This is a genomic window from Burkholderia theae, assembly GCF_048565265.1.
In the GTDB taxonomy this organism is placed as follows: Bacteria; Pseudomonadota; Gammaproteobacteria; order Burkholderiales; family Burkholderiaceae; genus Burkholderia; species Burkholderia theae.
This window is the reverse complement of the sequence record NZ_CP183462.1, coordinates 2657453-2671197: the sequence shown is the minus strand read 5'-3', so window position 1 is coordinate 2671197 and position 13745 is coordinate 2657453. Positions and strand designations below refer to the sequence as shown.

The 13745-nt window shown below is 68.5% G+C and carries 12 protein-coding genes; all 12 read right to left on the bottom strand.

Annotated features, from left to right (window positions below):
• Nucleotides 1–42 precede the first annotated feature (42 nt).
• Nucleotides 43–1509 carry a xylulokinase gene (gene xylB, locus ACN22W_RS29540; protein WP_419688177.1) on the bottom strand — a complete coding sequence of 489 codons (1467 nt, stop codon included), beginning with the start codon at nt 1507–1509 and terminating at the stop codon, nt 43–45.
• Nucleotides 1506–2441, bottom strand: a complete 936-nt coding sequence (locus ACN22W_RS29535) for an AraC family transcriptional regulator (RefSeq protein WP_419688176.1) — start codon at nt 2439–2441, stop codon at nt 1506–1508. The genes xylB and ACN22W_RS29535 overlap by 4 nt, the downstream gene beginning before the upstream one ends.
• A 29-nt stretch (nt 2442–2470) precedes the next feature.
• On the bottom strand, nt 2471–3664 hold the full coding sequence (locus tag ACN22W_RS29530) for an ABC transporter ATP-binding protein (protein WP_419688175.1): 1194 nt from the start codon (nt 3662–3664) through the stop codon (nt 2471–2473).
• Nucleotides 3665–3956: 292 nt separating this feature from the next.
• Entirely contained in the window at nt 3957–4991 is a 1035-nt protein-coding gene (locus ACN22W_RS29525; protein WP_419688174.1) for an NAD(P)-dependent alcohol dehydrogenase, read from the bottom strand.
• A gap of 10 nt (nt 4992–5001) precedes the next feature.
• Nucleotides 5002–5832 (bottom strand): carbohydrate ABC transporter permease, encoded by an 831-nt coding sequence (locus tag ACN22W_RS29520; protein ID WP_419688173.1) that lies wholly within the window; start codon nt 5830–5832, stop codon nt 5002–5004.
• Entirely contained in the window at nt 5820–6779 is a 960-nt protein-coding gene (locus ACN22W_RS29515) for a carbohydrate ABC transporter permease (RefSeq protein WP_419688172.1), read from the bottom strand. Before ACN22W_RS29515 ends, ACN22W_RS29520 begins: the two co-directional genes overlap by 13 nt.
• Complete coding sequence (locus ACN22W_RS29510; RefSeq protein ID WP_419689854.1) at nt 6763–8028, bottom strand: ABC transporter substrate-binding protein; 1266 nt, start codon at nt 8026–8028, stop codon at nt 6763–6765. The genes ACN22W_RS29515 and ACN22W_RS29510 overlap by 17 nt, the downstream gene beginning before the upstream one ends.
• Nucleotides 8029–8239: 211 nt before the next feature.
• A complete protein-coding gene (locus ACN22W_RS29505) occupies nt 8240–9214 on the bottom strand; it encodes an amidohydrolase family protein (protein WP_419688171.1) in 975 nt (324 codons plus the stop codon).
• Between the two features lies 1 nt (nt 9215).
• Entirely contained in the window at nt 9216–10163 is a 948-nt protein-coding gene (locus ACN22W_RS29500) for a YncE family protein (protein WP_419688170.1), read from the bottom strand.
• Nucleotides 10164–10188: 25 nt separating this feature from the next.
• The gene (locus ACN22W_RS29495; RefSeq protein WP_048242971.1) at nt 10189–11481 is read right to left on the bottom strand and encodes an MFS transporter; all 1293 of its coding nucleotides are present in this window, start codon (nt 11479–11481) and stop codon (nt 10189–10191) included.
• A 127-nt stretch (nt 11482–11608) separates the two neighbouring features.
• Nucleotides 11609–12526: a dihydrodipicolinate synthase family protein gene (locus tag ACN22W_RS29490; protein WP_419688169.1), complete on the bottom strand. Its 918-nt coding sequence runs from the start codon at nt 12524–12526 to the stop codon at nt 11609–11611.
• A gap of 8 nt (nt 12527–12534) precedes the next feature.
• The gene (locus ACN22W_RS29485) at nt 12535–13707 is read right to left on the bottom strand and encodes an L-rhamnonate dehydratase (RefSeq protein WP_193101869.1); all 1173 of its coding nucleotides are present in this window, start codon (nt 13705–13707) and stop codon (nt 12535–12537) included.
• Nucleotides 13708–13745: the final 38 nt, after the last annotated feature.

Here is a 13745-nt window from a genome sequence, read left to right as displayed (position 1 = left end):
AAGGGCCGGGTCAAGCACGATCACGCGCGCATGCGCTACCGCTCAGTCGCCGTACGCAAACTCGTCTCGCAACGCGCGATACAGCCGCCGATACCGCACGAGCCGTCCGGCCAGCAGATCGACCGCGGCGGAATCGGGCGTGACGGTTTCGGTGACGGGCGGCGCGACGCAGACTTCCGCGAGCGTATCGCCGGTCGCGGCGAGGCGCGCGAGACGCGCGGCGCCAAGTGCCGCGCCGACCGCGCCGTCCGCATGGCGCCGCATCGCGAGCCCGGTCGCATTCGCGCACAGCCGTGCCCAGAACGCGCTTTTCGAGCCGCCGCCGATGAACGACACCGCGTCGAGCGTCGTGCCGGCCGCGCGCAGCGCGTCGTAGCCGTCGGCCATCGCGAACGCGACGCCTTCCATCACCGCGTACGCGAGGTCGTACGCATCGTGCTCGTTGGACAGCCCGAAGAACACGCCGCGCGCATGCGCGTCGTTGTGCGGCGTGCGCTCGCCGCCGAGATACGGCAGGAACAGCGGCGCGCGGGCCGGATCGGCGCGTTCGGCGCGCGCGGCCAGCACGCCGGCGGTCGTGCCGTGCGCGCGTGCGAGCCAGTCGAGGCTCGCGGCGGCGGACAGGATCACGCTCATCTGGTGCCAGCGCCCTTCGACGCAGTGGCAGAACGCATGTACGGCTGCGTCCGGGTTCGGCGCGAAGCGGTCGTTGCCGGCGAACAGCACGCCGGACGTGCCGAGCGACAGGAAGCCGCTGCCGGCGCCCGTGACGCCCATGCCGATCGCGGACGCCGCGTTGTCGCCGGCACCGCCGGCGATCGTCACGGGCCCCGCGATGCCCCATTCGCGCCGCAGCGTGTCGCGCAGCTGCGCGGCGGCCGCGTTGCCTTCGACGAGGCGCGGCATCTGCGCGCGCGACAGCTCGGTCGCGGCGAGCATCCGGTCGGACCAGTCGCGGCGCGCGCAGTCGAGCCACAGCGTGCCCGACGCGTCGGACAGGTCGGACACGAACTCGCCGGACAGGCGCCAGATCAGGTAGTCCTTCGGCAGCAGCACCTTGTGCACCGCGCGGAACACGGCGGGCTCGTATTTCGCGAGCCACAGCAGCTTCGGCGCGGTAAAGCCCGGCATCGCCATGTTGCCGGTGATCGCGCGCGATTCCGGCACCAGCGCTTCGAGCTCGACGCATTCGGTGCCGGCGCGCGTGTCGTTCCACAGGATCGCGGGGCGCAGCACCTGGTCCGCACGATCGATCAGCGTCGAGCCATGCATCTGCCCGGACAACGCGATGCCGCGCAGCGCGGCGAAGCCGGCCGGATGCGCGGCGCGCACCGACGCGATCGCGTCGAGCATCGCGTGCCACCACGCCTGCGGGCTTTGTTCGGACCAGTGCGGATGCGGCCGACTGATCGACAGCGTGGCCGAGCCGGTTGCAAGGGGGACCGAACGGGAATCGGTGAGGAGAACCTTGACCTCGGACGTGCCGAGATCGATGCCGAGAAATGTCACGTATGAAGCATCCTGTCTGGAGCGCGCGGCGGCGCGCGCCGCAGGGGCGGCGCGTCGTCGCGGCTGTGCGGTTCGTTGAGCCGGTGCAGCGCGCGGAACCTCGACGGCGGCACCTGCTTCATCGCGAGAAACTGACGGTTGAAGTTCGACAGGTTGTTGAAGCCAACCCGGTAGCAGATGTCGGTCACCGTCAGGTCGGAAAACATCAGCAGCTCGCATGCCTCGTTGATGCGCAGCCGGTTCAGGTAGCGCACGAACGACGAGCCGGTATGACGGCGGAAAAAGCGCGTGAAGGTGCTGACGCTCATGCCGGCGAACGCGGCGACGTCGGTCTCGCGCAGCATGCCGGGCAGGTTCTGCTGCAGGTACGACAGCACCTGGTTGATGGTCGACGACATGTAGTGCTGCGCATCGCTGCGGTAGCCGGGGCCCGCGAGCACGCGTCGTTCGCGGCACGACGACAGCCGGTCGAACAGCGACATCAGGATCTCGACGCGCCGGCAGCCGTGCGCATTCGCGAGTTCGAGCATCAGCGGCGCGACTTCGGTGCCGACCCGGTCGGGAAACTGCACGCCGCGCGCCGCGTCGTCGATCAGGTCGATCACCGGCTGCAGCTCGCTGAACGCGCCGACCATCTTCTCGATTGCGTCGCGCGAGAACTGCAGCACGACGTCGCGCGACGGCACGCGTTCGCCGTCGGCGAGTTCGCTGACCCAGTTGTGCGGCAGGTTCGGCCCGGTGACGATCAGGTTGCCGGGGCCGAAATCGCCGATGTGGTCGCCGACGAACACCTTGCCGTGCGACGCCTGGATCAGATGAATCTCGTACTCGGGATGGAAGTGCCACTTCGCGACCGAATGCGGATAGTCGTGGATCCACGCGCGGAACGATTCGTCGCGGTGGGTGGGAACGATCTCGAGATCCGGGTTCATCGTGTGCTCCGTCGGGGCGTGCCGGCGTGCTACGAACGGGACATCGACCAGCCCGTCGCGGCAGGCGGCGTGGCGCGCGTCGCGGCCGCCGGCGCCGCCGCGTGCGCGATCGGGTTCGCATCCGGCAGCGCGACGTTGCGCTCGGTGCCGGCGTCGAACAGATGCAGGGCTTCTTCGTCGAAGCGGAACGCTACCACGGCGCCCGGCGCCGGTGCCATCGGGGCCGGCACGAGGGCCGCGCACGGCTGGCCGCGCCAGTCCAGCGTGACGAGCGCCTCGGCGCCGAGCAGCTCGACGAGCTCGACGGTGCCGGTCAGCGCGAGCGAACCTGGGGTCGGATCGGTTTCGGCGACGAGCCGCAGGTGGTTCGGGCGGATCGCGGCCTTCACCAGCTGGCCGTCCTGCAGCCGTGCGAAGCGCGGCGACGCGAGTGGCCAGCGTGCGCCGTTGCAGTCGAGCAGCAGGTTCGCGCCGATGCGTTCGACGGTGCCGTCAGCGAAGTTCATCGCGGGCGTGCCGACGAATCCGGCGGCGAACACGGTGTGCGGCTGGCCGTACAGCTCGGCCGGCGTGCCGATCTGCTCGATGTGGCCGCCGCGCATCAGCACGACGCGGTCCGCGAGCGTCATCGCCTCGAGCTGGTCGTGCGTGACGTACAGCGTCGTCGTCTTCAGCCGCCGGTGCAGCCGCTTGATGTCGCCGCGCAACTGCGTGCGCAGCTTGGCGTCGAGATTCGACAGCGGCTCGTCGAACAGGAACACCGCGGGTGTCTTGATCATCGCGCGCGCGATCGCCGCGCGCTGCTGCTGGCCGCCCGACATCGCGCGCGGCCGGCGGTCGAGCAGCGCATCGAGGCTCAGGATGCGCGCGACGTCGCGCACGCGGCGGTCGATCTCGTCGGCCGGCACTTTCAGGCGCCGCAGGCCGAACGCGATGTTGTCGTACACCGTCATGTGCGGGTACAGCGCATAGTTCTGGAACACCATCGCGACATTGCGCTCGCGCGATGGCAGGTCGTTCACGACCATGTCGCCGATCACGAGCTCGCCGCCGCTGATCGCTTCCAGGCCCGCGATCATCCGCAGCATCGTCGACTTGCCGCAGCCGGACGGGCCGAGCAGCACGATGAATTCGCCGTCGGCGATCTCGAGGTCGAGCGGGTGCAGCACGGCGGGGCCGCCGTCGTAGTGTTTCGACAAAGCCTTGCAGGTGATCTGGGCCATGGTTTAGGGCGTGTCCACGCTAATAACGGGCTTGCGCTGGCCCCCAGAAGGGCCGAGCGCGAGGATTGCGACGAAGCGAATACTCGACGTATTCGCGAGGAGCATGACGCGGCGATCGGCCCTTCTGGGGGCCAGCCCCACGCATGAATTTTTCCAAACAGGGGAACGTGCCTTTCCGCCCACATTGCGGCGTCGTGCGTCGCTTGTTTGGCACGGCCAAACGGCGCTCCTTACTCCTTGCACAGTGGGCGGAAAGGCACGTTCGCAAGCCCGTTATCAGCGTGAACACGCCCTAATCCATTTCGATCTGAATCTTGACGTCGCGCGGCTGGCCGCTCGCCGCCTCCTCGAACGCGCGCACGCCTTCGGAAAACGGGAACGTGCGCGAGATGAACGGCTTCACGTCGATCGCGCCGGATGCGATCAGCGCGAGCGCGCGCGGAAAGATGTTCGCGTAGCGGAACACCGATTCGATGCGGCCTTCCTTCGCCTGCAGCGCAACCACGTCGAGCGGTACCGGGTCGACCGGCATGCCGATCAGCACCGCGCAGCCGCCCGGGCACATCAGGTCGACGAGGCCCGCATACGCTTGCGCGCTGCCGCTCGCCTCGAACACGACGTCCGCGCCCCAGCCGCCGGTGACGTCGGTCACCGCGTCGGCGAGCGGCCGCGTGCGCACGTCGACGGTCGTGACCGCCGGGTTGCCGGCGAACAGCGCAAGCTTGTCCGGCACGACGTCGGCGAGGATCACCCGCGCGGCGCCGCCCGCGAGCGCGGCGAGCGCGGTCATCGCGCCGATCGTGCCGGCGCCGATCACGACCGCGATGTCGCCGGGCTTCATCGCGGCCTTCTTCGCGGCCTGCAGGCCGATCGACAGCGGCTCGACGATCGCGCCTTCGGCGAACGACACGTTGTCGGGCAGCCGGTACGTGAACGCGGCCGGATGCACGACGAACGGCGTCAGGCAGCCGTGCACGGGCGGCGTTGCCCAGAAGCGCACGTCAGGGTCGAGGTTGTAGAGGCCGCGCAGCGTCGCGGGCGAATCGAGGCGCGGCACGCCGGGCTCCATGCAGACGCGGTCGCCGACGCGCAGGTGCGTGACGCCGGCGCCGGTTTCGACGACGGTGCCGGACGCCTCGTGGCCGAGCACCATCGGCGCGTCGACGCGGAACGGGCCGATTCCGCCATGCACGTAGTAATGCACGTCGCTGCCGCAGACGCCGACCGTATGGACCTTGATCCGGACGTCGCCGGGGCCGACCTCTTGCGGCAGGTCGATGTCGCGCAGCGCGAGCTCGCGCGTGCGTTCGAGTACGAGCGCTTTCAACACATCCTCCTTATTTTCCCTTGACCATCGAATTGAGCAGGCGGCTCAGCATGCCGACGAACACGAGCGGCGGCAGCGCGAGCAGCACCGTCGACGCGTTGATCACGCCCCACGGCACTTCCTGGCCGAGCGACGTGAACGCGGACGCGACCACCGGCAGCGTCGCGCTGCGCGACGACGTCAGCGCGAGCGCGATCATCAGTTCGTTCCAGACCAGCACGAAGCTGAACACGATGCCGCCGAGCAGCGTGCTCGCGCATACCGGCAGCGCGATATGCCAGAACACCGCGTACGGGCCGTAGCCGTCGAGCGCGGCGGCTTCCTCGATCTCGCGCGGCAGCCGGCGGAACACGGGGATCGACAGCCACGTGATGGTCGACAGCGTGACGAGCAGGTACGTGACGATCATCGACAGCTTCGTGTCGTACAGCCCGAGGTCGACCCAGATCGCGATCAGCGGCAGCGCAACCGCGACCGGCGGCAGGAAGCGCAGCGACAACAGGAAGAACTGGATGTCGCGCTTGCCGCGCACCGGGTAGCGCGCGATCGCATACGCGGCCGGCACGCCGAGCAGCGCGCCGAGCACGACGGCCGCGCCGACGATCGCGATGCTGTTGCCGAGCCCGATCATCACTTCCGGGCTCGACAGCACCTGCTCGTAGTTCGCGAACGTCGGCGTGAAGAAGAAGCGCGGCGTCGGCGTGACGATGTCGAGCAGGTGCTTGAGCGAATTGAGCACGGCCCAGAACAGCGGGAACGCGGCGACGAGCAGGATCGCGCCGGCGATCGCGACGGTGGAAACGGTGGCGGCGGTGCCGCGGCGGGCCATCAGTCGTCCCATTTGTTGACCCTCTTCCAGATGAGCGTGAAGACGAGCGTGGTCGCGACCATCATCAGCACGGCCATGCTCGACGCATACGACACCTTGCCGGCGAGGCCGATGCCCTGCTGGTACGCATACAGGTCGAGCGTCTCGGTCGCGATGCCGGGGCCGCCCTTGGTCATCACGTAGATCAGGTCGAACGAGCGCAGCGACTCGACCATCTTGATGAACACGAGGCTCACGAGCGGCGCCTTCAGCATCGGCAGCGCGATGTACGCGTGCACCTGCCACGTCGTCGCGTAGTCGAGCCGCGCGGCTTCGAGCGGCTCGGGCGGCAGCGTCTCCAGCAGCTTCAGGATCACGACCGCGAAGAACAGCCCCCATTGCCACACGTCGACCAGTGCGACCGCGTACAGCGCGAGATGCGGATCGGCGAGGAACGCGGTGTTCTCGACGCCGAGCGTGCCGAGCAGCCAGCTCAGGATGCCGGTGAGCGGCGCGTACATGAACTTCCAGATGAACGCGGCCGACACACGCGGCAGCAGCACCGGCATGATCAGCACCAGCGACGCGAAGCGGCGCCAGCGGCCGTGCACGCGCTCGAACAGGAACACGGCGAGCGCGATCCCGACGATCACCGCGCCGGCGACCGTGACGATTTCCCACAGCACCGATACCTCGATCGCGTTCAGGAAGCGCCGGTCCGACGCGAGCCGCACGAAGTTGCGCAGGCCGACGTATTCGCTGTCGGGGTAGCGCAGCACGCGGTTGCGCAGCGCGAGATTGATCGCGGCGACCGTCGGGACGAGGCTCAGGACCGCGAGCAGCGCGAGCGTCGGCGCGAGGAACACCCACGGCAGGCTCCTGCGGTCGCGGCGCGCGCGGCCGCGCCGCGCCGAAGGGGTGGAAGGGGCCGGGCGGACGCCGAGCGCGCGTCCGCCGGCACCGTCATTTGCGAGCGCCATGTTCGAGCGCATCCTTCGCGTACTGGGCCGCGTCGTCGAGCGTGCCGCGCGCGTCCGTCTGCGTGCCGGTGAACACCTGTTCGAGCGCGATGCCGAGGTTGTCGCCGATATCCGGCCACTGCGGCGTGCGCCAGATCGTCACCTGCGTGACCGGGTTGGTGTCGTTCAGCCCGGCCTGGATCTGCGGTGCGACGTGCTGCTTGAAGTACGGGCTGCCGATCGTGCTGGCGCGGTTGTAGTCGCTGAACACGCCGTTGCGCAGCCGCGCCTGTTCCTGGTCCTTGCTGGTCGCCCACGCGATGAAGCGGCCGGCGGCCATCCGCGTGCAGTCGTCCTTCGCGCCGACCGCCGAGATCGCGAAGCCGTGGCCGTACGCGGCCGATGGCAGCGGTGCGGGCGGACGCGTGTAGCCGACCTTGCCGGCGACGCTCGACTTGCTCGTATCCTCCATCCAGTCCGCGAACGGCGTCGATTCGATCATGAACGCGACCTTGCCCGAGCGGAAGGCTTCGAGCGCGTTGCTCCAGTCGTAGGTCGCGGCGCCCGGCGGCGCGTACTTGAACAGGTCGCTGTAGAGCTGCGTGGCCTTCACGGCGGCCGGTGAATTGAATGTCGGCTGGCCGCCCTTGTCGGTCCATGCGCCGCCCATCCCGAGCATGAACGGCGACCAGCGCCACACGTTCATCCCCGAGCCGCGCTGGCCGCGCGCGACCCAGCCGTACAGCTTCGGCGGCGCGTTGAGTTTCTTGATCGCGGCGACGAGCTGGTCGAGCGTCTTCGGCACCGGGATGTGCGCGGCGTCGAGGAGGTCGCGCCGGTAGAACAGGAAGTCGCCGCCGCCGATCAGCGGCGCGAAGTACGCAACGCCGTTGTAGCTCGCGACCGCGCGGCGGCCGGGCAGGAAGTCGTCGTAGTCGTATTCCTTCGGGTAGTACTTGAGCAGCGGCACGATCCAGTTGGCCGACGCGAATTCGGCGACGTTCGCCTCGTCGACGTAGTAGATCTGGTACGAGCCGGCGCCGGTCGACGCATCGAGCCGCGATTTCGCGCGGCGGTCGTTTTCGCCGAAGTAGCTGATCTCGACCTTGGTGCCGCTCTTCTTCTCGTAGTCGGCCAGCGATTTCTCCATCACCGACAGGCCGAGACTCTTCTGCGCGAGCACCCGAAGGGTCGGCACCTTGCAGACCTGCGCGGCCGCGACGCCCGGCAGACAGGCGCCGAGCAGCAGGCCGGCTGCGACGATTCGCATCTTGTTCACCCGTGTCTCCTTGATTCTGCTTGTTCGAATGCCGTCGATGACGGCAGGAACAATGGTGTGACGGGGGCGATGCGGACACCACATCAAAAGAAAACGCGAACCGATACTTTTTGCTCAGGATGAGTCGTGCGATGCACAAAATGTGTCGGTCGGGCGGCGCGCGCTGCCCGGCCGAACGGCGCGGAAGGTGCGTAAACGCGGGTTATCCGCGAGCCGGCCGGGACGGCGCGTCGAGCGCAATCCGGTACACGCGGATCGCGTTGTCATGCCAGATCGCGCGGCGTGCCGCGTCGTCGAGGTCCGCCATCGCGCGGGCGAACGTGCGCAGCAGCGCGGGATAGGACACGCGCAAACCGGCCACCGGGAAGTTGCTCGCGAACAGGCAGCGCTCCCAGCCGAAGATCGCGATCGTGTCGCGGATGATCCGCGCGTTGTCCGCGTCGTTCCACACGGCGTCGCGCAAGCCGAGTTCGGAAATCTTCACGGCCACGCGCGGCGATGCCGCAAGCGCTTCCATGCCGCGGCGCCAGCGCGCGAGCCCGGCGTCCGAGCGATCCCACGGCAGCCCGGCGTGTTCGAGCACGACGTCGACATCGGGTGCGTCGGCGAGCAGCGCGGCCGCGTCGCCGAGATGCCAGAACGGCACGCGCAGATCCCAGCACAGGCCGTGCGCGGCGACGCGTTGCAGCGCGGCCGGCCAGCGCGGATCGCGCAGCGTGCCGGGCCCGTCGACGGGCGCATCCGGCGACGATGCGGTGCGCGGCTTGAAGCGCACGCCGCGTACGCGCGGCCACGCGGCCTGTTCGGCGAGCCGCTCATCCGCATCGCCGGCCAGCAGGTCGACCCACGCGACGACTGCCGACGGCAGCCCGTGCGCCGCCGCGACCTCGTGCAGCCAGCGCGTTTCCGCCAGCGCTTCGTCGCGCGCGCGTTCGGCCTCGACGTGCACGCTGGCGACGATCGGCGCGCGTTGCGCCGCGTGCCGGAATTCGTCGACGCCGAAATCGCGGCACAGCGCCGCGTAATCGCCGAACATGAAGCGCGCCGGATCGTATTGCGTCTGCAGCCACGGATAGTGCGCGCCCGCATCGAGCCGCCACAGGTGGTGATGCGCATCGACGAGCGCGTCCGGCAGGCCGTCGGGCGACGATTCGTCGGGCGACGCTCCGTCGTGCATGTCAGCGTGCTCCCGCGAGCACGAACGACGCATCGGGTTCGCGCAGCGTCGCCAGCGCGCCGACGAAGCGCCAGGTATCGAGATCGAGTTCGCGCACGTAGTCGTCCTGGAACGATACGTAGGCGACGCGCCGCGACGGATGGAACGACAGCGCGGTCGGGTTCGCGGGCAGTACGATGCGTTCGATCTCCTCGAGCTGGCGTGCATCGAACACGGAGATCGACCGTTCGCCCGAATTGGTCAGCAGCAGCAGGTCGCGGCCGTCCGGCGCGCTGGTCCGGTAGATGCGGTTCGGATCGCTGCGCGTCTTCACGCGGCGGCCGCAGGTCATCGTCTCCGTGTCGATCTCGACCAGCGTGTCGTCGCCGCGATTCGCGACGAACAGCGTGCGCTCGTCGGCCGACAGCGCATTGCCTTCCGGGCGCGGGCCCGGCATCACCGCGCGCGGCGCGACCGTCGCGTCGCGCGGATGGAACTGCGTGACCGTGTTCGACAGCAGGTGCACGCCGTATGCGCGGCTCGCGTCGCGCGTGAGCGTCACGAGGTGCGTCTTCACGCCGCCGGACGGCACGGCCATGTTCGGCACGGGTTGCCGGGTCGGCTCGTCGAACACGAGCAGCATGTCGTGCGCCTCGCTCATCGCGTACAACCGGCCGTCGCGGTCGCTCGCCATGCCGTGCGGCCGGTAGTACGGCCACAGGTCGAGCATGCGCGTGTGCGTGCGCGCGACGAGGTCGATCTCGGCGATCCGGTGATCGCCTTCATGGCCGCGCGACCATGCGGTCTCGATCCCGAAGATGCCGACGTACGCGTAGCGGTGGTTCACGTCGACAGTGAACTCGTGCGGGTAGTTCGGCAGCACGACGTGCTTGAGCGCGGTTTTCGTGTCGAGGTCGTAGAAACTGAAGGTATGGGCGCATTTCTGCACCAGCAGCAGGATGTCGTTCATGGTGTGTCTCCGTTGTTATCGGGTATCAGTCCTCGCAGCGCTTCGGCAGCGTCAGCGCGAGCAGGCCGGCCACCGCGAGCGTGACCGCGAGGCTCAGCACGCCGGCCGCCGCGCTCACGTGCTGGGTCAGCACGCCGACCGCATACGGGCCGCAGAAGCCGCCGAGATTGCCGAGCGCATTGATCAGGCCGCGCGCGCTGCCGGCCGTCTCGACGCTGCAGAGCTTCGGCGGAATCGCCCAGAACACGCCGGCGGCCGCCTGCAGGAAGAAGCCGCAGCCGATCAGGAACGTGAACGACACGGCCATCGACGCGTGCGTGAGCACCGACAGCGCGAGGCACGCGGCGAAACCGACGAGCGGCAGCAGCACGAACAGGCGGCGCTTGCCGGTTCGGTCAGACAAATACGACGTGACGAACATCCCGATCACCATCGCGACATACGGCAGCATCGCGAGCAGGCCGACCTTGCCCATCCCGCTGTGCGTGAGGTTTTTCAGCAGTGTCGGCAACCACATCGTATAGCCGTAGATGCCGACCTGATAGCAGAAGTTGATGGCGATGAGCAGCCAGATCGTCGGGTTGCGCAGCATCTCGCCGAACGATGCGGCAGCCGGCGTGCCGGCCGCGCGCTTGCGTTCCTGCTCGTCGCGCAGCGCGTCGAGGATGTACGCCTTCTCGCGCGGCGACACCCAGCGCGCGGTCTCCGGGCCGTCGTCGGCGAACAGCAGCCACGCGACCAGGCACAGCAGCGACAGCGCGCCCGCGCTGAAGAACAGATGACGCCAGTCGTACGCGGCGAGGATGAAGCCGGACAGCGGCGCGGTGATCATGCCGGCGAGCGGCACGAACATGATGACCATCGCATTCGCGCGGCCGCGCTCGCGGTCGGGGAACCAGCGGCTGACCATCGTGAGCACGACGGGCAGCATGCCGCCCTCGGCCACCCCGAGCAGGAAGCGCAGCGTCAGCAACTGCCACGTATGCGTGACGAGCCCGGTCAGCACCGACAGCACGGCCCAGCTCACGAGCGACCACGCGATGAATGTCTTGCCGCTGCCGAGCGCCGCGCGCCGGCCGCCGGGAATCTGCAGGAACAGGTAGCCGAAAAAGAAGATGCCGCCGGCGAGGCCGGCCATCGTCGCGTCCATGCCGAGCTCGGCGTTCATCCCGCCGGGCATCGCGAACGCGATGTTCACGCGGTCCATGTAGGAAATGATGCAGGCGAGCAGCAGCGGCGGAATCACGCGCAGCCAGCGGCGGCGCGGAACGGCGTCGCCGGCTTCGTAGGCCGGGGTGGCCGGGGTCAACAGGGTCATGGTGTCTCCATCCAGTTCGGGTAGTCGGCCGCGGCGGCCTTCGGATGGGCCGCTGTCTCGCCGTGGCGGGCCGGCAGGTGCCGGCCGCCGATGCGCAACGCGTTTGCGTCGCGCGTGCTTTCGATTTCTAGCGTCCCCAGCGCAGCACGAGCGGGTCGAGCCGCCGCGCCGTATCGAGCAGCCCCGCGCGCACCTGCGGATGCAGCTCGGGCCACGGCGCGCGCGGCTGGTCGCACGCGATCACGCCGCCTTCGCGCATCAGCGTCTTCGCGGTCAGGAAGCCCGACTGGCGGTTCTCGTAGTTGATCAGCGGCAGCCAGCGCGCGTACTGCTCGCACGCTTCATCGCGGCGCCCGGCGAAATACGCATCGGTGATCCGGCGAATCCCGTCCGGATAACCGCCGCCCGTCATCGCGCCGGTTGCGCCCGCATCGAGATCGGCGAGCAGCGTGATGCCTTCCTCGCCGTCCCATGGCCCCTCGATCGCGTCGCCGCCGAGCGCGATCAGCTCGCGCAGCTTCGACGCGGCGCCGGCCGTCTCGATCTTGAAGTACGACACGGCATCGATCTCGCGCGCGAGCGTCGCGAGCAACGACGCGGACAGCGCGACGCCGCTCGCGGGCGCGTCCTGGATCATCAGCGGAATGCGGAGCCCGTCGGCCGCTTCGGCGAAGAACGCGCGAACCTGCGCTTCGGGCACGCGGAACGTCGCGCCGTGGTACGGCGGCATCACCATCACCATCGCCGCGCCGAGCGCCTGCGCGTGCCGGTTGCGTTCCGCGCAGATCCGCGCGCTGAAGTGCGACGTCGTGACGATCACCGGCACGCGGCCCGCGACATGCTCGAGCGTGGTGCGCGTGATCAGGTCGCGTTCGTCGTCGCCGAGCGCGAATTGCTCGGAGTAGTTCGCGTGGATGCAGAGGCCCTGCGAACCGGCGTCGATCATGAAGTCGAGGCAGCGGCGCTGGCCGTCGAGATCGAGCGCGCCGTGCGCGTCGAAGATCGTCGGCGCGACCGGAAAGACGCCCTGGTAGCGTGCGTTCATGGCCGGCCTCACTCGACGATGTCGAACTGGTCGAGGAATTCGGTCTTCAGCGTGAGACCGAGGCCCGGCACGTCGTCGCGCAGTTGCACGAAGCCGTTTTCGGCCACCGGCTCGCCGTCGAAGATGTAATAGAACAGCTCGTTGCCGACCTCGACGTCGAACATCGGGAAGTATTCGCTCATCGGCGACGCGAGCGTGCTCATCGTCAGGTGATAGTTGTGCATCTGGCCCGCATGCGGAATCACCGGCACGCTGTACGCTTCGCACAGCGCGTTGATCTTGTGCGCCATCGTGATCCCGCCGACGCGGTTCGTGTCGTACTGCACGACCGACACGGCCTTGCGGTCGAGCAGCTGCTTGAAGCCGTACAGCGAGAATTCGTGCTCGCCGCCGGAGATCGGGATGCGGGTCAGCTGGTTCAGCTCCGCGTAACCGTCGATGTCGTCGGCGATCACCGGCTCCTCGAGCCAGCGCGGCTGGTATTTCTCGAGCTTCGGCAGGATGCGCTTCGCGTATTCGAGGTTCCAGCCCATGTAGCACTCGAGCATCAGGTCGTTGTCGTAGCCGATCACCTCGCGGATCGCCGCGACCGACTTCAGGTTCTCGACCACCCCCTGCTGCCCGTGCGCGGGCCCGTAGCCGAAGCGCATCTTGAACGCGCGGAAGCCTTCCTTCAGATACTGCTGCGCCTCGTCCTGCATCGCCTTCAGGTCGGTGCGGTAGAGCTTCGAGTAGTAGCAGGGGATCTTTTCCTTGGTGCGGCCGCCGAGCAGCTTGAACACCGGCTTGCCGACGCTCTTGCCGAGGATGTCCCAGATCGCGATGTCGACCGCCGAGATCGCGGCCATGCCGACGCCCTTGCGGCCCCACGCGTGGGTGGCGCGATACATCCGCTGGTTCAGGTATTCGTAGTCCCACGGGTCCTGGCCGATCACGAGCGGCGCGAGGTACTGGTCGATGATGACCTTCGCGACGTGCGGCGCGAGCGCGACGTTGCCGAGGCCGACGATGCCGTCGTCGGTCTCGACTTCGACGACCGTCCACGCATGGAAGCGGAACGTGCTCATCGTTTCCTGCGGCGCATACAGCAAATCCATCGCGTTCGAGCAGAAGTTGCCCTGCGGCGGGACGGTCTTTCCTTTCCACTGGAATACGCGAGCGCGCACGGACCGGATTTTCATGGTGGTGTCTCCGAGAATCGATGTTGTCGTGTGTGAAA